Source organism: Psychroserpens sp. Hel_I_66 (assembly GCF_000799465.1).
Lineage (GTDB): Bacteria > Bacteroidota > Bacteroidia > Flavobacteriales > Flavobacteriaceae > Psychroserpens.
This window is the reverse complement of sequence record NZ_JUGU01000001.1, coordinates 942,796-962,277: the sequence shown is the minus strand read 5'-3', so window position 1 is coordinate 962,277 and position 19,482 is coordinate 942,796. Positions and strand designations below refer to the sequence as shown.

Annotated in this window: 22 protein-coding genes; 16 read left to right on the top strand and 6 right to left on the bottom strand. The window is 33.3% G+C overall.

The window, feature by feature from the left end; genetic code table 11:
* The first annotated feature begins 21 nt into the window (after positions 1–21).
* A complete protein-coding gene (locus GQ40_RS04410; RefSeq protein ID WP_047546100.1) occupies positions 22–1,023 on the top strand; it encodes a type IX secretion system membrane protein PorP/SprF in 1,002 nt (333 codons plus the stop codon).
* On the opposite strand, the gene GQ40_RS04405 is transcribed toward GQ40_RS04410, so the two are convergent.
* Complete coding sequence (locus tag GQ40_RS04405) at positions 1,020–1,898, bottom strand: winged helix-turn-helix domain-containing protein (protein WP_047546098.1); 879 nt, start codon at positions 1,896–1,898, stop codon at positions 1,020–1,022. The two genes, GQ40_RS04410 and GQ40_RS04405, sit on opposite strands and share 4 nt — an antisense overlap.
* A 130-nt stretch (positions 1,899–2,028) precedes the next feature.
* Here GQ40_RS04405 and GQ40_RS04400 point away from each other — a divergent pair, with 130 nt between their 5' ends.
* Positions 2,029–2,592: a YceI family protein gene (locus GQ40_RS04400; protein WP_052184148.1), complete on the top strand. Its 564-nt coding sequence runs from the start codon at positions 2,029–2,031 to the stop codon at positions 2,590–2,592.
* A 9-nt stretch (positions 2,593–2,601) separates the two neighbouring features.
* Complete coding sequence (locus tag GQ40_RS04395) at positions 2,602–3,198, top strand: hypothetical protein (RefSeq protein WP_047546097.1); 597 nt, start codon at positions 2,602–2,604, stop codon at positions 3,196–3,198.
* A 16-nt stretch (positions 3,199–3,214) separates the two neighbouring features.
* On the opposite strand, the gene GQ40_RS04390 is transcribed toward GQ40_RS04395, so the two are convergent.
* Both GQ40_RS04390 and GQ40_RS04385 read right to left on the bottom strand, forming a co-directional pair.
* Positions 3,215–3,760, bottom strand: a complete 546-nt coding sequence (locus GQ40_RS04390; protein WP_047546096.1) for a DUF4251 domain-containing protein — start codon at positions 3,758–3,760, stop codon at positions 3,215–3,217.
* Positions 3,761–3,901: 141 nt separating this feature from the next.
* Entirely contained in the window at positions 3,902–4,255 is a 354-nt protein-coding gene (locus GQ40_RS04385) for a 4Fe-4S dicluster domain-containing protein (protein ID WP_047551435.1), read from the bottom strand.
* Positions 4,256–4,330: 75 nt separating this feature from the next.
* Between GQ40_RS04385 and GQ40_RS04380 the strand changes: the two genes are divergently transcribed.
* The 11 genes from GQ40_RS04380 to GQ40_RS04330 all read left to right on the top strand — a co-directional run bounded on the left by GQ40_RS04380 (position 4,331) and on the right by GQ40_RS04330 (position 14,705).
* A complete protein-coding gene (locus GQ40_RS04380; RefSeq protein WP_047546094.1) occupies positions 4,331–5,392 on the top strand; it encodes an acyl-CoA reductase in 1,062 nt (353 codons plus the stop codon).
* Between the two features lie 104 nt (positions 5,393–5,496).
* Positions 5,497–6,558, top strand: coding sequence for a 3-phosphoserine/phosphohydroxythreonine transaminase (gene serC, locus GQ40_RS04375; RefSeq protein WP_047546092.1), 1,062 nt, complete (start codon positions 5,497–5,499; stop codon positions 6,556–6,558).
* Positions 6,559–6,679: 121 nt separating this feature from the next.
* Positions 6,680–7,630: a D-2-hydroxyacid dehydrogenase gene (locus GQ40_RS04370; RefSeq protein WP_047546090.1), complete on the top strand. Its 951-nt coding sequence runs from the start codon at positions 6,680–6,682 to the stop codon at positions 7,628–7,630.
* A 107-nt stretch (positions 7,631–7,737) separates the two neighbouring features.
* Positions 7,738–8,373, top strand: a complete 636-nt coding sequence (locus tag GQ40_RS04365) for a DUF937 domain-containing protein (RefSeq protein WP_047546087.1) — start codon at positions 7,738–7,740, stop codon at positions 8,371–8,373.
* A gap of 234 nt (positions 8,374–8,607) precedes the next feature.
* Positions 8,608–8,769 (top strand): hypothetical protein, encoded by a 162-nt coding sequence (locus GQ40_RS17705; RefSeq protein WP_197052649.1) that lies wholly within the window; start codon positions 8,608–8,610, stop codon positions 8,767–8,769.
* Between the two features lie 156 nt (positions 8,770–8,925).
* On the top strand, positions 8,926–9,357 hold the full coding sequence (locus tag GQ40_RS04360) for a DUF6146 family protein (RefSeq protein ID WP_047551434.1): 432 nt from the start codon (positions 8,926–8,928) through the stop codon (positions 9,355–9,357).
* A 27-nt stretch (positions 9,358–9,384) separates the two neighbouring features.
* Positions 9,385–9,882, top strand: a complete 498-nt coding sequence (locus GQ40_RS04355; protein WP_047546085.1) for a DUF6787 family protein — start codon at positions 9,385–9,387, stop codon at positions 9,880–9,882.
* Positions 9,883–10,256: 374 nt separating this feature from the next.
* A complete protein-coding gene (locus GQ40_RS04345) occupies positions 10,257–12,656 on the top strand; it encodes a TonB-dependent receptor (RefSeq protein ID WP_047546081.1) in 2,400 nt (799 codons plus the stop codon).
* Positions 12,657–12,697: 41 nt separating this feature from the next.
* Positions 12,698–13,261 carry a hypothetical protein gene (locus GQ40_RS04340; protein WP_047546079.1) on the top strand — a complete coding sequence of 188 codons (564 nt, stop codon included), beginning with the start codon at positions 12,698–12,700 and terminating at the stop codon, positions 13,259–13,261.
* A 155-nt stretch (positions 13,262–13,416) separates the two neighbouring features.
* Entirely contained in the window at positions 13,417–13,884 is a 468-nt protein-coding gene (locus tag GQ40_RS04335) for a DUF4375 domain-containing protein (RefSeq protein WP_047546077.1), read from the top strand.
* Between the two features lie 50 nt (positions 13,885–13,934).
* Positions 13,935–14,705: a CDP-alcohol phosphatidyltransferase family protein gene (locus GQ40_RS04330; protein WP_047546075.1), complete on the top strand. Its 771-nt coding sequence runs from the start codon at positions 13,935–13,937 to the stop codon at positions 14,703–14,705.
* A 16-nt stretch (positions 14,706–14,721) separates the two neighbouring features.
* Here the strand turns inward: GQ40_RS04330 and GQ40_RS04325 are convergent, their stop codons facing one another.
* The 3 genes from GQ40_RS04325 to folE are packed head-to-tail and all read right to left on the bottom strand — an operon-like array spanning position 14,722 to position 16,030.
* Positions 14,722–15,075: a hypothetical protein gene (locus GQ40_RS04325; protein ID WP_047546073.1), complete on the bottom strand. Its 354-nt coding sequence runs from the start codon at positions 15,073–15,075 to the stop codon at positions 14,722–14,724.
* A gap of 2 nt (positions 15,076–15,077) precedes the next feature.
* The gene (locus GQ40_RS04320; RefSeq protein WP_047546072.1) at positions 15,078–15,380 is read right to left on the bottom strand and encodes a hypothetical protein; all 303 of its coding nucleotides are present in this window, start codon (positions 15,378–15,380) and stop codon (positions 15,078–15,080) included.
* A 53-nt stretch (positions 15,381–15,433) separates the two neighbouring features.
* Positions 15,434–16,030 carry a GTP cyclohydrolase I FolE gene (gene folE, locus GQ40_RS04315; protein WP_047546070.1) on the bottom strand — a complete coding sequence of 199 codons (597 nt, stop codon included), beginning with the start codon at positions 16,028–16,030 and terminating at the stop codon, positions 15,434–15,436.
* 217 nt (positions 16,031–16,247) lie between these two features.
* Between folE and GQ40_RS04310 the strand changes: the two genes are divergently transcribed.
* A complete protein-coding gene (locus GQ40_RS04310; protein WP_052184147.1) occupies positions 16,248–18,746 on the top strand; it encodes a DUF5916 domain-containing protein in 2,499 nt (832 codons plus the stop codon).
* Between the two features lie 51 nt (positions 18,747–18,797).
* Positions 18,798–19,457 carry an ABC transporter ATP-binding protein gene (locus tag GQ40_RS04305; protein WP_047546068.1) on the top strand — a complete coding sequence of 220 codons (660 nt, stop codon included), beginning with the start codon at positions 18,798–18,800 and terminating at the stop codon, positions 19,455–19,457.
* The last annotated feature ends 25 nt before the right edge of the window (positions 19,458–19,482 follow it).

Here is a 19,482-nt window from a genome sequence, read left to right as displayed (position 1 = left end):
TCAAACTAAATAACGATTCACATGAAAAAAATAATTATATATCTCGTTTTAGCTACTTCTACTTTTGGATATTCACAAGAGCTAAACTTACCTGTATGGACCCAATATCTTGCAGATAACGATTTTATTGTTTCTCCAACTTTTGCAGGAATCGGTGATAATCTTAAAGTGAGATTAAACGGTCTTACGCAATGGGTTGGGATCAAAAATGCTCCAGACAATCAAGCTCTATATGCAGATTTTAGAATTGCAAATCAATCTGGAGTTGGACTTTCTATGTATAACGATAGAAATGGTAATACCCGTCAAAAAGGGGTTAAATTCTCATTTGCGCACCATATTATATTAGATTATACCTCAAAACAATATTTATCTTTTGGCTTATCTTACAATATCAACACGTTTAGAATTGATATAGAAAATTTTCAGCCAACGGAAGAAATTCCAATCGTTGATCCCAGTATTGCAGATGATAGAGCACGATCGAATAACAATTTTGATATTGGCTTGTTATATAGATGGGATCGCTTTTACGCTAGTGTAAATGCTAATAATATATTGGATAAGAATATTGATGACTTTCAAGGTTTTGAACCTAGTAAACTTTTAAATTTTCAAGCATACACTGGTTATGTGTTCACTAATGAGAATGATAAAAGCATTGAATATGAGCCATCTGTATTTTACCAAATGTTCAATAGTGATAGACGATCTGCAACAGATGTCAATTTCAAATACAGAAAGTTTAACCGTAGCGGTGATTATTACTGGGTTGGTGGATCTTACCGATTTTTAAACGATCAATTTTTTCAACCACTTAATTTTGGACCGATGGCTGGTATCATGAAAAACAACTTTTATTTTGCCTATTCATATCAAATGACCATAAATGATCTTTCAGGATACAACTCGGGAACACATAGTATTACTATTGGTATTGATTTATTACAAGGCATAAGTGACTGTCCTTGTACAAAGGGAACAAGTTATAGAAAGTATAAATATAATGGCACCAACCATTAAACTACATCATCTACTTCGAGTTTATAACCAACTCCGTGAATATTACTAATTCTAATCGAGTCGTCATCCTTTAGCTTTTTTCGAAGTTTGGAGATATAAGTATCCAGACTTCTACTCACAAAAACACCGTTATCCTCCCAAACTTTTTTGGTAAGCGCCTCACGTTTGATGATTTGATTAGGGTTGGCAACAAAAATCTCTAGAAGTTCACATTCCTTTTTAGAGAGGCTAATCTCGGTAGCCGATTTAACAAGCTTATTTTGCTCAGGATAGAATTGAAAACTTCCAATTGAAGAATAACTACTATTTTTTTCTTCGGAAATGGGCTGTTTTTTAAATTTCCGTAGATATAAAAAACCTGCATACATTAAAATTCCAAAGATTAAAACATAAGGTGTCCATCTTTTTTTAAAACTACTCTGAGATATAATCTCCAAAAATTCAACTTTAATATGATAGCATGCTTTTGGTAGGTTTCTACCTGCGCATGGTATTATGGTTTGCTCCTCCTCTATGTTCATTTGATAGCTATAAGCTACTTCACCATCTGTACATTGAACAACTTCGACACGATAATTTTTAGATAGACTCAATAAATTCAAACTACTATCTATTACGGTGACAACATCACTTGGCTCAAAAGATATTGGTTTTTCAAAAGATATGAGATAGACTTGTGGTTTGAGTTCTTTTATTGGCAAGATTAACGATGTTGAGTCTAATTTCCGAAGTAATAATTGATTGCCTGCTTCACGTAGTGCAACTTTTATCGTGCCCGAATGACCATTTTCTTTTTCTAATGTGCAAGATGTTATGGACACTACAAGAAAAAGTGTGATGGAAATGATTTTAAAATAAAGTAGGTTGTATTTCATAATTTGGTGTAAATAACACAATAAATCACGACTTTTTACAACTGTTCACACTTCTTTTACAATTTTTTGACATTTTTCAATACTTCAAATTCTAGTTTTACTCAAAGAAATTTAAATAAATCAAATACTTATGAAAACAAGAGTTTTTACGCTACTTCTAACATTTAGCAGTATTGCATTTGGGTATGCACAAGAGAAATTAGTGATTGATGTTAAAAAAAGTGAAGTAAAATGGAACTGCGATTATACATTTTACTTTAATGGTCACAATGGCCTAATAAACTTTAAAGAAGGTTATTTTACAAAAAGTAATGAAGTAATTATTGGTGGTGAATTTATAATTGACATGAACTCGATAACATGCTTAGATATTGATAAACAAGATTCAAATGAAAGTTTGGTGAACCATCTTAAGGATCCAGATTTTTTTAATGTTGAACAGTATGAAACAGCTGCCTTAAAAATCAACTCTGTAAAATATCATGATAAAAAAAGGATGCAAATTTTTGCAGATTTAACGATAAAAGGAATTACAAACCCTATTTCTTTTCAAGCAGAAGTTGATTACAAAGAAAAAACGATGACCACAAAATTTAAAATAGATCGTACGCTCTGGGGAGTTAATTATAATAGTAACATGAAGGATGGTGCAATTTCTGAAGCTATTGGTTTTGAGGTCATATTAAGTCTATAAATTTAAAGCATGAAACATATAGCATTAAGTACCGCATTTTTAATTTACTCAATATTATCTTTTGCTCAAGAGGAACAACCATTAGGAGTTCTTGAATCTGACACAACATGGCTTAAGGAAATCATAAAATTCCCAATAAATTTTGCTCCAGAAATGAATTATGAAAAGGGTTATGAAGATTTGAGGTTTGCAAAAAAATGGCGGGATCAAACACATGAGGATTTTTGGGGCTATACGTTTGCGTGGTACATAGAACAAAAAGAAATACAAACTGTAGAAAATCTAGAGTCTAATATAAAATCCTATTATGATGGCTTAATGGGAGCTGTTAATAAAAGAAAAGATTTTGAAGTCCCACAAACAACGGTGCTCTTTATCAAGAATAATAGTGAAGAACATATAGATTTTACTGGTAAGTTATACGTTTATGATTCTTTTACTTCCGAAGATATGATTACGCTAAATATTCGAGTAAAAGTCTTTGATTGTGAAGATGAAACATCAACAATAGTATTATTTCAGTTATCGCCAAAAAACTTTAGTCATGAGATTTGGCAGCGTTTTGAAGACGTTAAAATTAAAGATTCATTATTATGCGAGAAGTAGTATTTTTCTAATTTTTCTATTCTGAAATCGAACTCACATGACCAGTATATCTAATCGGGAAGCGTTTTGTTCCTTTCAAAATCATCTCACTATTTAAATTTGGGTATAAATTAATGATAACATCAAAATTTTCTGAGTTACTTCTTGCATCAAAAGTTATGGAATAGCTATTATCATCGTTCTTTTCAATACGATAGTCCTTGAGTTCCCCTTCAAAATTAATTCCACTGTTAGAGCCACTATATCCAGTCGTTGATTGTACCTCACCGTAATAAGGAAGTTTTGAAGTAATAGAATCACCAATTATTTTAAGCTCATTGGGATTTCCTATTAAATTGATACGACTTGCGTTATCTCCTGCAGCAAAGAAACCTGCATTTTGAAGTGCCATTAAGCTATTTGTAGTTTGTGGCAAAGCCCAGTCTGATTCTATAACAAAAGACTTATTTTCTACCAATTGATCTAAGGCAGCAATTTGAGAAGGTGTTGCGCTTACTTTAGTACTACTGCAAGATGTAAAAATGCTAATTATAAATAGTAAAATAATATATTGTGTTTTCATGACGTAAAGTTTACACATTAAATTACATAAAAATAGCAACATCTATTTGATGTTTAACATTTTATGTTAAAACCATTTCAAACAAAAAATCCCATACCTAGGCATGGGATTTAATTTATAATAAAATTTCTCGCTTCGAGATTAATTATCGGGATGCATAAATCGTTGTTTTCCAAGAAGAACTTCCTCTGTCTCAACCACATCCTCATCTGGCACACAACAATCCACAGGACAAACTGCAGCACATTGTGGCTCTTCATGAAATCCTTTGCATTCGGTACATTTATCTGGAACAATATAGTAAATCTCATCGCTAATTGGTTCCTGAGCCTCCTCAGCATCTACTGCCTTGCCACTTGGCAAAACAACGTTTCCTTCTAAACTCGTTCCATCTTTATATCTCCAATCATCAGCACCTTCGTAAATAGCTGTATTTGGGCATTCTGGTTCACATGCGCCACAGTTAATACATTCGTCTGTTATTATAATTGCCATAGTAATATTTAGTTTTTGTTTGCGTAAATTTGCATTGCAAAAATAAAGCCAAAACATCGTATAACCAAACCCAACATGGATTTACAACAAAGAATTAACGCATTTGTAAAATTAGGAGATTTTTTAAGTCAGTTTTCTTCGGAAAGTTTTGAGAAAAAAGACCATATAGCACATAATGATTTATTTTTTGACGGATTCAAACACCAAATAAAACTAGCGAAAGAACATAATGGATGGTTCAACAAAGAGAATGTAGTTTTTGCTTTAAATGGATGGTCTAACCAATTAACAAACAGCAATATCAACAAGTGGTTATCAAAGTATGAGTTCAATACCGAAAGTTTAAAAACCATTGCCATTGTAATGGCAGGAAATATTCCGCTAGTTGGTTTTCACGACTTTATTTCGGTGTTAATCTCTGGTCAAAAAGTATTGGTCAAACAATCCTCTAACGATAAACATTTACTTCCTTTTTTAGCAAAATACTTAGAGCATGTAGAACCAGAATTTAAGGGTCGCATCTCTTTTACAGAAGAAAAATTAGAAAATTTTGACGCAGTCATTGCTACAGGTAGCGATAATACAGCCCGATATTTTGAGTATTATTTTAGAGATAAACCTTCAGTTATTAGAAAGAACCGAAATTCTGTAGCTATTCTAACAGGTAAGGAAACCGAAGATGAATTGGTAGCACTTTCCGAAGATATATTTAGATACTACGGTTTGGGCTGCAGGAACGTCTCGAAGTTATTTGTGCCAAGGGATTATGACTTTCAGAAATTCTTCAAGGCCATGTACCACTGGAACCCAATAATCCACCAAAATAAATACGCCAACAACTACGATTATAACAAGGCTGTCTATTTGATGAGTATGTTTGAAATGCTGGAAAACGGTTTTCTAATGATCAAAGAAGATGAAAGTTTCTCCTCTCCTATCGCTACTGTGTTTTACGAGTACTATGACTCCGAAGAAAAATTGAAGAAGACGTTGAGCTATAAAAATGATGCGATTCAATGTGTCGTTTCTAACGGATTTAGAGATGACGAAATTAAATTTGGACAAACCCAGTTACCAAACCTTTGGGATTATGCAGATAATGTTGATACTATTACGTTTTCGTTGAAAATCTGTTAATAAATTATCATAATCTTAATATTTTTTTTTTTAGAATTTACCACCTTTGTAAAGAACAATTTAAATAGATTCCTGGATGCTCCAGGAATTAAAAATATACTTTCATGAAAAGACATAACTTTAGCGCAGGACCTTGTGTTTTACCAGGTAGCGTTCTTCAAAAAGCTTCAGAAGCTATAATTAATTTTGATAACGGATTATCATTACTAGAAATCTCACACAGAAGTAAGCCTTTTGTTGATGTTATGGAAAAAGCCAGAGCCTTGTCTTTGGAGCTTTTAGGTCTTGAAGGTAAAGGTTATAAAGCACTTTTTTTACAAGGTGGAGCAAGTACTCAATTTTTAATGGTTGCCTTAAATATGCTAGAAAAACGTGCTGGATATTTAAATACTGGCACTTGGAGTGATAAAGCAATTAAAGAAGCTAGAATCTATGATGATGTTTACGAAGTAGCATCGTCTAAAGAAGCCAATTACAACTATATCCCAAAAGGATATGATATCCCAGCAGATTACGATTATTTTCACTGTACATCCAACAATACTATTTTTGGTACACAAATGAAAGAATTCCCAAATTCTCCTGTCCCGATGATTTGTGATATGAGTAGCGATATTTTTTCGCGTGACATTGATTTCTCAAAATTTGATATCATTTATGCTGGAGCTCAAAAAAATATGGGTCCTGCAGGAGCAACGTTGGTTGTCGTTAAAGAAGATGTATTAGGTAAAGTGTCAAGAAAAATTCCTTCTATGATGGATTATAAAGTCCATATCAGCAAAGGAAGCATGTTCAATACACCTCCTGTTTTTGCTATTTACACCTCAATGTTGACCTTAGAATGGTTAAAAGATTTAGGAGGTATTGCAGCGATAGAAAAAGAAAATGACAAAAAAGCGCAATTGATTTATTCTGAAATTGACCTTAACCCACTATTCAATGGATTCGCAACAAAAGCAGATCGCTCAACAATGAATGCAACGTTCACATTGGCCAATGAAGATTTAAAGGAAACTTTTGAAACCATGGTTAAAGAAGCGGGAATCAACGGGTTAAACGGACACAGAAGTGTTGGAGGATACAGAGCATCAATGTACAACGCACTATCTTTAGAAAGTGTAGGTGTTTTAGTAGATGTGATGAGTGAATTAGAGCGCAAGGCCTAGAGAATCCCCAACAATTATCTTAATTTATTTCTTCGGAAATGATGAAAAATAAAATTCTTGCTATTGTAAGAACATAAACAGTAAAAGATTTCCATTTTACAGGAAACAAAAACAAATATTCATGAAAGTATTAGCAAACGACGGAGTTTCACAAAGCGGAATTGACGCTTTAGAAAAAGGAGGATTTGAGGTTATTACAACCACAGTGGCTCAAGAGCAATTAGAAAATTATATCAACGAAAACAATATAAATGTTCTATTGGTGCGAAGTGCAACAACCGTTAGAAAAAATATAATAGACAACTGCCCTAGCCTAAAAATTATTGGTCGTGGAGGTGTTGGTATGGACAATATTGATGTAGACTATGCTCGTAGCAAAGGTTTGCATGTAATTAATACACCTGCAGCATCATCACATTCTGTCGCAGAGTTAGTTTTTGGTCATTTCTACGGATTGGCACGTTACTTACATAATTCAAATCGCGATATGCCACTAGAAGGTGATCAAAACTTCAAAGGTTTAAAGAAAGCATATGCTAAGGGAACAGAACTTAAAGGTAAAACTTTAGGGGTTTTAGGCTTTGGACGTATTGGTCAAGCTACTGCAAAAGTGGCATTAGGTGCTGGTATGAAAGTTGTTGCATTTGATCCTTTTATGGAAAATGCTAATCTAGAATTAGACTTCTTTGATGGACAGAAAGTCAATTTTGAGATAAAGACAATTTCAAAAGAAGAGGTTTTGAAACAGTCAGATTTTTTAACACTTCACGTACCTGCACAAAAAGGTTATGTCATTGATGAAGCCGAATTCAACCAAATGAAAGATGGTGTAATTTTGGCAAATGCTGCGAGAGGTGGTGTAATCAATGAAGTAGCACTTGTAAAAGCTATCAAAAGTGGCAAAGTATCTGGAGCTGCATTGGATGTGTATGAAAAAGAACCTAATCCAGAAATTCAATTATTAATGAATCCTGCTCTTTCCCTTACGCCACATACTGGAGCAGCTACAAACGAAGCACAAGATAGAATAGGTACAGAGTTGGCAGAACAAATTATTAGTATCTTAAAATAAAATATCACAATAATTGTGACATAAACAAAAAAAAGGAGTCCTAACTTATGTGAGGACTTTTTTTTGTACATTGAAAGTCTAATTAACTAATCTTATTATAAAAAATTATGGCAGGTATTTTAGACTTATTAAACAGTGACCTAGGTAAAACAATTATTAGCGGTGTTTCTGGTTCAACAGGAACAGATCAAGACAAAACAAGTAGCGTTCTAACAATGGCTTTGCCAGTATTAATGAAAGCTATGGAAAGAAATGCTTCTACACCTCAAGGCGCAGAAGGCTTGATGGGAGCTCTTAAAGGAAAGCACGATGGCAGCATTTTAGATAACCTTGGTGGTTTATTTGGAGGCGGAGTTGATGAGGATGTGAAAGATGATGGTGATAAAATTTTAGGACACGTCTTAGGAACTAAAAGACAAGGTGTTGAAAAAATCATAGGTGAAAAGTCTGGTTTAGATATGGCATCTGTAGCCAATATACTTAAAGTTGCTGCACCAATATTAATGGGTGTTTTAGGAAAACAGGCACAACAAAAAAATGTAAGTTCATCAAATGATTTAGGAGGATTACTTGGTGGACTTCTTGGAGGAAGCAGTGCTAAACAAGAACAAAGTTTCTTAGAAAAAATTTTAGATGCAGATGGTGATGGTAGTGTTATTGATGATGTTGCAGGAATGGTTTTGGGAAGCGCTAAAAAGAAAGGCGGTCTTGGCGGTTTGCTAGGAGGTATTTTTGGAAAATAAAAAATAGTATTAAGTCATAAAAAAAGCCAAACTAGATGTTTGGCTTTTTTTTTGTTTTCTGAAATTTGACTAATTATAAAGTTCTCCTTTCAATGTAAACCTGCAATTTTAACTTTCGGATATATTCCGAAGAAATAATAATTTACACATTTGAGTTAATTTTTAAAGTAATTCGATTAACTATTTGAATTTCATAATAGTATCTTATGATAATAACTTTAATACATAAAAATCATGTCAAAAGATAGAGAAAATCCAAAATCAGAACACGAGAAATTTTTGCACCAAAATGCTACAGATGAGAAAGGTGCCCAAAAGAAAGACCACTTTAATCAATACGGTAAACAAGATGAAGACAGGAAAGATCGTGGTGCTAATATCCCAGATAAAGACTAATAAATAGCATTGGCTCACTCATAGAGCCCTTTTACTCATTCTAGCTTTTAAGTTGCTGTACTCTATTATACTTTTGAGGTAATTCTTAAAAAAAAATGACATTTTGATGGATTTTCCTTCGGAATGATTTTTGTAACTTTAAACTATAAAAAAGCAATGAAACGTATTTTTCAATTATTATTTATCGCCTTGATCACATTGAGTTGTGGTACTTCAAAAACGAACTCTAACGACATACCAATTTCAGAAATACCTGAAGATGATATTGTAAGAATCGCCAATGATGACATTGAATATGAAATAATCATAATAGAGCCTGGCTTCAATTCTTGGCTAGCATCTATTGCAAGACCAGAAGGATACTATTCACAAAATTATATGGAAGCTAGAAATAGGGTTATGGTCATAGAATGGAACAATCGAGTATTGCAGCCCCAACAATTTGATCCAAATCTTTACGAAATGCGCATTGATTATAACCAAAATATCGATTATGGTTATGATGTTAATTACAAGTTATTTAACTATTTCACTTATTTCCAATTAACTTACAAACAAAGATTATCCTCTTTTGTTCCTAGAATTTAAATTATCTTTGCATGGCAAAACCAAGCTATGCTCAAATCATTTAAAACCCGTTGGGAGATTCAAGAAAACTGGCAACTACTCTTTCCTTTTTTGGGAATTACAGGATTAGCTTACAGCAGCTATAAACTTGCTCTTTTATTTACAAAGTCATATACTGTTTTTGTAACTATCTTGTTATCTGTTGTTGTATTTATTGCATTATTAAAGCTAACGTTATTCATCTTTAAAAAATTAGAGCACAAATGGATGGTTGATTTTAGATGGGAAATGATCAGGATTTTTATTGTGTTTGCAATTACAGGTTCATCTTCAATGCTTATAGGAAGACCCATAATTAAAGCGTTGGGAATTACTAAAGAAAACTTAAACCCTATTCTATATTGGGTATTATTCATTATCATTGGCCTAATTTTCTATCAAATACTTTTAGTAAGCTTTGGTTGGTTATTTGGCCAATTCAAATTTTTCTGGGAGTTTGAGAAAAAAATGCTCAGGCGATTTGGACTGGGGAGATTTTTAGATTGATGCAACAACAAAACTTACATTCTATATTAAGGTACTTCACATTACTTACAGTAGTGCTTTTGATGATGCCTATAGTTGTAAAATCTACATTTATTTTTGAAGATCACCACCATGATATATGTGTTGATGACCAACAAGAATCTCATTTCCATAATAAAGATTTACATTGTGATCTTTATAAATTTACAGCGTTCAACCATTTTATTAGCTTAGAAAATCATAGTGAGCTTGTCTTTCAAGAATTTACTAAGCAACTTATTAATTCTAATTATTGTTTTTTAAAAAATCATCGGTCCTTATCTTTTTCTCTGCGAGGACCTCCATATTTAGTTTAGATATCCATATTAAGAGTATTTAAATTAAATAAAAATTGAATGAAGTTTTATATAACAATCATTTCTATTTGCTATTCAGTATTTGCAATGTCTCAAAATTGCAATTCTACGCTTACAGGTACAGTCGACGATTTTCATGACGGAAGCAAGATTATTGGTGCCTCTCTCTATATAGAGTCGCTAAAAAGCTATTCCATTAGTGATCTCGACGGAAATTTTAAATTTGAGAATCTTTGTGACGGACTCTATAGAGTAACCGTTTCTCACATTGCTTGTGAAACTAAAATATTAGATATAGAAGTAAAAGGTAATACGGTTTACAATATTACATTAGAACATCATATCGAAGAATTAGAACAAGTAAATGTCAAAGGATCCTCTGCAATAGCGCAAACCAATTCAAGTCAAGAGACAGTATTAAAATCTAAAAATTTAGAGGCATATAGCTCTGGAAGTTTGGGAGATGCACTAAAACAAGTAAGCGGTGTAAACTCATTAAATACTGGAAATACAATCGTAAAACCCGTTATTAATGGGTTGCATAGTAGTCGAATTATTGTCATGACAAACGGTGTAAGACTTCAAGATCAAGAATGGGGAATTGAGCATGCACCAAACATTGATATTAATTCCGCAGAAAGTATCTCGGTCGTAAAAGGTTCTGGAGCATTAGCTTTTGGTGGTGATGCCATTGGAGGTGTTGTTGTTATGAATCCGCAACGTGCATTTTTGAAAGATTCACTCTTCGGAAAAACAATTGCCAGTGCACAGTCAAACGGTAGAGGCTACAGTTTATCTAGTAAACTCACAAAAACCTATGCCAAAGGCTGGTACGTATCTGGTCAAGGAACACTAAAACGTTATGGAGATTTTGAATCTCCAGATTATAGCTTAACAAACACTGGACTTAATTCTAAAAGCTTTTCTATTAATGGTGGATTTAAAACATTTGAAAAGGGATTCAACGTGTTTTACAGTTTTTTAAATAATGAAATCGCTATTTTAAGATCTTCGCATATAGGAAACATTGAAGATTTGGTAAATGCAATTAACAGTCAGCAGCCATTAATTATTGACGATTTTAGTTACGATATAAATTCGCCAAGACAAGATGTGACACATCAAATTTTTAAAGCAGAATTTTACAAGCGCTTTAAAAAATTTGGAAGAATGGATATTCAGTACGATTTTCAAAATAATGAGCGATTGGAGTATGACATTAGAGTTGGTGATGACAGAAATAAACCCGCCATAGATCTCAATTTGAAAACGCACAGTGTAAAAACTGCGTTGAAATTAGATAGTAATCACGGTAATACATATGAAATTGGAGTATCTGCAAATTATCAAAATAACTTTGCAAATCCCGATACCGGAGTAAGACGCCTAATCCCAGATTATGACAAATATGATTTAGGTATTTATGCTATAACAGATCTCAGTATAAACGAGAAATTAAGAATAGATTTTGGAGCGCGTTACGACTTTAATTATTATGATGCTAAAAAATTCTATAGAACCTCTCGTTGGGAAGATCTTGGATATGATGTGGAGTTTGCAAATTTGGTCATTGAGGATTTAGGCACGCAATTATTGGTCAATCCTAAGTTTGAATATCATAATGTATCTGCTACCGCAGGAACAACTTATGAGATAAACGACAATCATGCAGTTCTCTTTAATTATAGCTTATCTAATCGTGCTCCAAACCCATCGGAGTTATTTAGTGATGGTCTCCACCACTCTGCTGCAAGGATAGAATTGGGAGATTTGAGAATAGATCAAGAAACGTCTAATCGTTTTGCATTCTCTTATCTTTTTTCTTCGGAAAAGTTGACACTCAACATTGAAACGTTCTATAATCGTGTGAATGATTTCATTTACATAGAACCCTCAGGAACAGAACAAACTATTAGAGGCGCATTCCCTGTATGGAGTTATAAACAAACCAATGTATCGCTTTTGGGGTTGGATCTCTCTGTTGATTATGAGATATCAAACAACTGGTCTTTAAAAAATAGATCATCTATTTTAAAAGGTCGTGATTTGGTTTTAAATAGACCATTAATTGACATGCCATCAAATAAAATGGTGAATAGTGTAATGTATAACAATGAAAAATGGCTCAATTTTAATGCATCAATACAAAGTGAATTAGTATTACGTCAAAATGAATTTCCTAATAACAATTTTGAAACATTTATACCAACTACTAATGAAACTGTTTTGGTTGATATCAGTACGCCTCCACCAACTTATCACTTATTACATTTTAATAGCGATGTGACATTTGCGTTAAGCAATAAAACAAATCTAAATGTTGGGTTAAGTGTACAAAACCTTTTGAACACGTCTTACAGAAATTATTTAAACAGACTAAGATATTTTGCCGATGATCTTGGACGAAACATATTATTACAATTAAAATTAAATTATTAAACACATCAATTTATAATAACAAACAGTCAAAATTTAAAAAAATGAAAAATTTAAAATCAATAATAGCAATAGCAATTTTAGCAATCACATTTACAGCATGTTCAAGTGATGATGACGCTAACCCAATACCAGTAAATGAAGAAGAAGTGATTACAACATTAATTGCAACATTAAATACAACAGGTTTAGGGACACCAATTACTATGAGCTTTAGAGATCTAGATGGTGATGGTCCAGATGCTGCAATAATATCAGTATCTTCTGATTTAGCAGCCAACACAACCTATACTGGTAGTTTAGATCTTTTAAATGAAACTGAAGATCCTGCAGGATCCATTACTGAAGAAATTGAAGAGGAAGATGATGAGCACCAATTTTTCTTCTCAAGTAGTCTAGTTAATACAACTTATGCAGATATGGACGAAAATGGTAATCCAGTCGGTTTATCATTTACACTAGTAACTGGAGATGCAGGAACTGGTAATTTAACGATTACATTGCGTCATGAACCTATCAAAGATGCAGAAGGTGTTAGTGAAGGAAATATTGCAAATGCAGGCGGAGAAACAGATATTTCTGTTACGTTTCCTATTGTAGTAGAGTAAGACTATTTTTTTATTGCAGAGACGCTCAATTGTAAAGATTGAGCGTTTTTTTATTTTCCAGTTTCCGAAGAAATAAATTAAAAACACATTTTTACATTTTGTTTGTATGGTTCTAATTAGCCTTATCTTTGCAAAACAAATCATTTAGCTTTTTAATGACAGAAATAGACTTTGCTTTAAACCAAACAAAAGACACCGAGATTATTGAACTCGTGGGCACTGTACTATGGAATAAAGCCAGTGAGATCAAGGATTTTACAGAACTGTCCCAACCAGAACAAACCTTTGTGTACATTGATATTTTTGAAAGCGAGCTTCTTAATGGTGGTCTTTTTGATTTTTTCTATAATACCTCTGGTGCTTATTCACATGAGGTTTTAGAGGCTTACGACGCTATCGGTGCTAATGAATCGGCAGAATTGATGAGTCAAGCCATAAAACATTTTCCTGAGTTACCTGTTCCTAAAAATATTTTTATGAGGCGCTCGTTTATGGAAAAACTGGATGTTTCCGTAGAAAAGAAATGGAATGCTATTGAAGATTCTTTTTTAAATTCTGAAGAAGATATTGTATCGCTTTTAATTGATTATATCAAAACTCATAAATCAACTTTTGAATATTAAACGTATTATAAACCTGGTATATTCCGCAACACATTTTCTTATGATCTTAGATGTCAAAACTACCCAAAGCGCATAAATTTATTGATCTTTCAGACTATGGAAGACCTTTTGCACGAGTTATTGCTGCATCATTGAAACAGACCAGCTTTACTCCTGTTCATGTCACAATCGCATTTATCATTTCTGGTTTAATTGGAGTGGTTTGTATTGTTTACGGTTACTTCTGGGCAGCTGCTTTCTTTTTAATATTTAAATCTATTTTGGATGCTGCAGATGGTGAATTGGCTCGACTAAAACAAACACCTTCTTACACGGGTCGTTTTCTAGATTCGGTTGCAGATATTATATTGAATGCGATAATTTTAATTGCTGTATGGTGGATTAGTGACGCTTATCTTTGGATGACTGTTTTGGCGTTTATTGGGATTCAGCTTCAAGGGACTTTATATAATTACTACTATGTGATTTTAAGAAGTCAATTTGAAGGAGATACCACCAGTAGAATTTTTGAAAACAAAACACCTATAGCTTTGGCAGGTGAAAAACAAAGTCATGTCAATGTTTTGTTTAAACTATATAAAAGTCTCTACGGAAACTTTGACAAAGCTATCTATGCGTTAGACACCAATGCATCCCGAGGAAAAATAACACCTAATTGGCTAATGACCTCTATTTCTACATTCGGATTGGGATTTCAATTATTATTAATTGCCATCTTTTTGGTAATGGGTTGGAAAGAATTTATCATCCCGTTTTTTATTATGTATTCTTTGATGATTTTTGTGTTTATTGGGATTAGGAAAGTGTTTTATGGTAGGTAATCTTTGTTTTATTAAATTACAAATCACTTGGTAATAAAATCAAGTGCTTATCTTCTACATTATATAAGATAAATTTAAAATCATTTTCAAATCCGTAAACTTTTATTCTATTTGGTACACACTTATGTTCTAAAGTAATATCTAATATTTTTTTTATGGTTAAAGTGTCAATCCTAGTTTTGTTTTTGTTTTGAACATTATAATATCCTAAAGGAAAACAATCATCTTTATAAATTTCAAAATTCGAATATTTTCTATTTAAATCTAATAAAAATGTCTCGTCAGATTCACTTAATTTTTCGCTAGAACATTCTAGATAATCACATCTATAAAATAAAATTACTATTAATATTAGAAAAGATTTTTTCAATTTTAAAATTGATTGATATCAATAACAGTCTCACCTTTTTCCTTTTCCGAAGAAAAAACAAAGGTATATAACCACATGAGTGTAAACGTTGGTATGACGTCAAAGAATGGTAATGCTTCTTCAACAAATGAGATGGTTGCTGCTATTTTTCCTTTTTTGCCTTTATAAAGCTTGGTCATTAACCAAGCAGATGCTGGTGCCCAAACAAAATCAAATGGTGGAAATATAAATGAAACGTAGCCCATTGCGTCAAATAAAATGCTTAGTGCCAGTTTTCTAGTTTTTGATGTGTTTTCTAATGTCATGATTTGTGTTGTAATTTACTTATCGTAAAGCAAATAGTATTCCAAAAAAAATATTATGACAGTTTAGCGTTTATGAGGTTTAAAAATTCGGTTCTTGTTTCTATGTTTTCAAATGCACCTCTAAAGCCAGACGTTGTGGTTACGGAGTTCTGTTTTTGAACGCCTCGCATCATCATGCACATATGAGAGGCTTCTATCACGACTGCCACACCTTCGGGTTTTAAGGTATCATTAATGCAATCTAAAATTTGATGTGTCAAGCGTTCCTGCACTTGTAAACGACGAGCAAAAACATCTACAATTCTTGGTAATTTACTTAGCCCAACAATTTGTCCTTTTGGAATGTATGCGATGTGCGCTTTTCCGAAGAAAGGAAGAATATGATGCTCGCATAGGGAATATATCTCAATATCCTTTACAATGACCATATCATTGTAATCCTCTTTAAACATGGCACTCTTTAATATTTCGGCAGCATCTTGGTGATAGCCTTGTGTTAAGAACTGCATGGCTTTTGAAGCGCGTTCTGGAGTTTTTAAAAGTCCGTCACGACTGGTATCTTCTCCTAAATCTTCAATGATTTTCTTGTAACGTTGTTTTACATCGTCTGTCACTTGCATATTGTATTCTTCAAACTTTTGATAAGGCATCTATTATGGAGATTTAATTTTCACTAAAAATAAGTAAAAAAAATCACACAAAACCTTATACAATCGTGTAAAAGATTAACAGTAAAACTATCATTTTAACGTTTACTTATGAAAATTGAGCACTCATGATAGGTAGTTTTGTTTCACCTAACTGTAACATACTAATTTTTTTGGTGTCTTAAATATAATAGACACTAATCATCAATCAAAAATTCAAATGAATATCCGCTCATTTATTTGCTTCTTCCTGCTTTTTAGTCTCTTAACCCACGCTCAAGAAAAAAAACAACTTCAAATAGAACGTACAGAAACACCACCAAAAATTGATGGTATTTTAGATGACCTTGTTTGGGAAACTGCTCAAGAAGCTAAAGGCTTTACTCAATTTAAACCAGATGCTGGTGTGAAAGATTCTCTGGAAAACAGAACAATCGTAAAAATGACCTACGATGATAAGGCTATTTATGTTGCTGCTTATCTTTACGATGATCCTTCAAAAATCATGAGTCAATTAACAAGTAGAGATGATTTTGGTCAAACCGATTTTTTTGCGCTTATACTCAACCCAAACAATGATGCACAAAATGATACAGAGTTTTTCGTTTTTAGCTCTGGCACCCAAGCAGATGCTGTAGCTAGTCCCAGTAATGGTGAAGATTTTGGTTGGAACGCAGTCTGGGAAAGTGCTGTTAAAATTAATGACGATGGTTGGGCTGTAGAAATGGAAATCCCATATCGTTGTTTGCGGTTTGCCAATCAAGAGGAACAGACTTGGGGAGTTCAATTTCATAGATTTTTTAGGCGTTACCGATCACAGTATACGTGGAACCCTATCGACATTACTAAAGGAAATATCGGTTTGTATCATGGAGAAATTGTAGGATTAAATAATATAGAGCCTCCTACTCGACTTTCTTTTTATCCATTTTCAACAGGAATAATAAATAGTTTTGATGGTGAGACAGAAACAGATTTAAAATTTGGTTTAGACGTTAAATATGGGATTACTGAAAATTTCACACTCGATATGACGCTCGTGCCCGATTTTAGCCAAGCTGGTTTTGATAATCTCTCGCTTAATTTAGGACCGTTTGAGCAAACGTTTTCTGAACAGCGCCAATTTTTTACCGAAGGTGTTGACCTTTTCAACAAAGGAGGTCTATTCTTTTCAAGACGTGTTGGGAGTCCACCAACGGGAAGAGTCATACTCAATGAAAACGAGCAAGTTTTTAACCAATCTAACATTGTAAAGGTTTTGAATGCAGCTAAAATATCTGGTAGAACAAAAAAAGGTTTAGGCGTTGGTTTTTTTAATGCCATAACCGAAAAAACATTTGCAACCACAAGAGACACACTCACTGGAGCCTTAAGAGATCAAGTTATAGAACCACTTTCTAATTACAATATTTTGGTGTTAGACCAACAGTTTAATCAAAACTCATCTATAAGCATCGTAAACACCAATGTGACCAGAAATGGTAATTTTAGAGATGCCAATGTAACTGCTTTAATTGCAGATATTACCAATAAAAGAAACACTTACAATTTATATGGTGAGGCAAAAATGAGTAATGTAAACTTAGCAGATGAAACATCAACTGGTTTAAGTAGCTTATTTATTGCAAGTAAAATTCATGGTAATTATAGATACAGCTTTGATCATAGTTACGCAGATACCAATTATGACATCAATGATTTAGGACTTATTTTCAGAAATAACTATAATAACTTTGGTGTCGATTTTGGGCATCGAATCTTCGAACCCACTAAAAACTTCATTAGTAGAAACTGGAACACGTACATCAACTACACAAGATTAGCAGATCCAGGCGTTTTTACAGGCTTTGGTTTTGGCGGAAATATCAACTTTCAGCTTAAAGAAAAATTACACGGTTTTGGTGCCAATTTAGATATTGAAGCAGGAAAACAGTACGATTACTTTGAGCCACGTCAAGCTAATCGTTTTTTTGTTTATGAAAACTTAGTGAATTCTAGAGTTTACTTTTCCTCAAATTACAATAACACCTTTGCTTATGACATCAATTTGGGTGGTGCCTTATATTTTGAAGATGGCAGAGATACCAACCAATATTTTATTGGCATAGAACCACGGGTTAGAATTAGTGATAAGTTTTTAATTATTTATTCTTTTGATATCGATAAGATTTTTAAAGACCGTGGCTATGCCAACAATTCAAATGGTTTAGATAACGAAATTGTATTTGGGCAACGTGACCAAACGACCATAGTAAATCAAGTTCGCGGTAACTATAATTTCAACCCGTTTCATGCCTTAGGCTTAACCTTTAGAAACTATTGGTCTGTAGTTGAGTATGAAAATGAGGTTTATTTCTTAGAGGAAAATGGCCAGCTCCAAAACACAGGCAATCCTTTTGAAAGTCTTGGCTTAGGAAATTCTGATGTTAATTTTAGCACTTGGAATTTAGATCTCAACTACACATGGCAGTTTGCACCAGGAAGTTTTTTAACCGCACTCTATAGAAATCAATTATTCAATAATGATAGAGATGCTTCGAGAAGCTACAGCGAGAGCGTGAACACCCTTTTTGAGCAACCCGTTCTCCATTCGTTTTCGTTGAGAATTCAATATTTTATAGATTACAACGACATCAAACGTGTCTTTAAAAAGAAAGACCGAAACACAGAAAAGCAATTGGGCTATATCTCTAGGGATTTTAACTCACGATTACTTTAAATTGCCAATAATTCAGATTAAAGTAGTATTTTCGAAATTCATTGTTATTAGATGATCAAAGCAAAAAACATTCATAAATATTACGGAGATTTACACGTTTTGAAAGGTGTAGATTTAGAGATCAAAAAGGGCGAAGTGGTATCTATTGTTGGTGCATCAGGTGCTGGAAAAACCACATTGCTTCAAATTATTGGTACGCTTGATCAAATCGAAAAAAACACGCCTAGTGAACTGGTGATTAATGAAGTGTCCATTCCGCAATTGGGAGACAAGGCGTTAGCCAAATTCAGAAATGAGCATATTGGCTTTATATTCCAGTTCCATCAATTATTACCAGAGTTTACCGCTTTAGAGAATGTTTGTATTCCTGCTTTTATCTTCGGAAAATCGCAATCGCAAGCCGAAACTCGCGCCAAAGAACTGCTAGACTTTTTGGGACTATCACATCGTTACAACCATAAACCGAACGAACTTTCTGGTGGAGAGCAACAACGTGTTGCAGTTGCACGAGCTTTGGTCAATAATCCAAGCCTTATTTTTGCAGATGAACCTTCTGGAAATCTCGACAGTGAATCTGCCGAAAACCTTCACAACCTCTTTTTCAAACTTCGTGATGAATTTGGTCAAACCTTCGTCATCGTAACCCACAACGAAGAATTAGCAGACATGGCAGACCGAAAATTAACGATGGTTGATGGGAAGATTGTTTAGGGATGAGTTATGAATAAATACTGGT

What these genes read in the sequence shown, in the direction of transcription:
- GQ40_RS04380 (WP_047546094.1), top strand. Translation starts at nt 4,331, where the DNA reads ATGGATTTACAACAAAGAATTAACGCATTTGTAAAATTAGGAGATTTT.
- GQ40_RS04340 (WP_047546079.1), top strand. Translation starts at nt 12,698, where the DNA reads ATGAAAAATTTAAAATCAATAATAGCAATAGCAATTTTAGCAATCACA.
- GQ40_RS04370 (WP_047546090.1), top strand. Translation starts at nt 6,680, where the DNA reads ATGAAAGTATTAGCAAACGACGGAGTTTCACAAAGCGGAATTGACGCT.
- GQ40_RS04365 (WP_047546087.1), top strand. Translation starts at nt 7,738, where the DNA reads ATGGCAGGTATTTTAGACTTATTAAACAGTGACCTAGGTAAAACAATT.
- GQ40_RS04355 (WP_047546085.1), top strand. Translation starts at nt 9,385, where the DNA reads ATGCTCAAATCATTTAAAACCCGTTGGGAGATTCAAGAAAACTGGCAA.
- folE (WP_047546070.1), bottom strand. Translation starts at nt 16,030, where the DNA reads ATGCCTTATCAAAAGTTTGAAGAATACAATATGCAAGTGACAGACGAT.
- GQ40_RS04395 (WP_047546097.1), top strand. Translation starts at nt 2,602, where the DNA reads ATGAAACATATAGCATTAAGTACCGCATTTTTAATTTACTCAATATTA.
- GQ40_RS04345 (WP_047546081.1), top strand. Translation starts at nt 10,257, where the DNA reads ATGAAGTTTTATATAACAATCATTTCTATTTGCTATTCAGTATTTGCA.
- GQ40_RS04310 (WP_052184147.1), top strand. Translation starts at nt 16,248, where the DNA reads ATGAATATCCGCTCATTTATTTGCTTCTTCCTGCTTTTTAGTCTCTTA.
- GQ40_RS17705 (WP_197052649.1), top strand. Translation starts at nt 8,608, where the DNA reads ATGTCAAAAGATAGAGAAAATCCAAAATCAGAACACGAGAAATTTTTG.
- GQ40_RS04360 (WP_047551434.1), top strand. Translation starts at nt 8,926, where the DNA reads ATGAAACGTATTTTTCAATTATTATTTATCGCCTTGATCACATTGAGT.
- GQ40_RS04385 (WP_047551435.1), bottom strand. Translation starts at nt 4,255, where the DNA reads ATGGCAATTATAATAACAGACGAATGTATTAACTGTGGCGCATGTGAA.
- GQ40_RS04400 (WP_052184148.1), top strand. Translation starts at nt 2,029, where the DNA reads ATGAAAACAAGAGTTTTTACGCTACTTCTAACATTTAGCAGTATTGCA.
- GQ40_RS04305 (WP_047546068.1), top strand. Translation starts at nt 18,798, where the DNA reads ATGATCAAAGCAAAAAACATTCATAAATATTACGGAGATTTACACGTT.
- GQ40_RS04330 (WP_047546075.1), top strand. Translation starts at nt 13,935, where the DNA reads ATGTCAAAACTACCCAAAGCGCATAAATTTATTGATCTTTCAGACTAT.
- GQ40_RS04320 (WP_047546072.1), bottom strand. Translation starts at nt 15,380, where the DNA reads ATGACATTAGAAAACACATCAAAAACTAGAAAACTGGCACTAAGCATT.
- GQ40_RS04410 (WP_047546100.1), top strand. Translation starts at nt 22, where the DNA reads ATGAAAAAAATAATTATATATCTCGTTTTAGCTACTTCTACTTTTGGA.
- GQ40_RS04335 (WP_047546077.1), top strand. Translation starts at nt 13,417, where the DNA reads ATGACAGAAATAGACTTTGCTTTAAACCAAACAAAAGACACCGAGATT.
- serC (WP_047546092.1), top strand. Translation starts at nt 5,497, where the DNA reads ATGAAAAGACATAACTTTAGCGCAGGACCTTGTGTTTTACCAGGTAGC.
- GQ40_RS04405 (WP_047546098.1), bottom strand. Translation starts at nt 1,898, where the DNA reads ATGAAATACAACCTACTTTATTTTAAAATCATTTCCATCACACTTTTT.
- GQ40_RS04390 (WP_047546096.1), bottom strand. Translation starts at nt 3,760, where the DNA reads ATGAAAACACAATATATTATTTTACTATTTATAATTAGCATTTTTACA.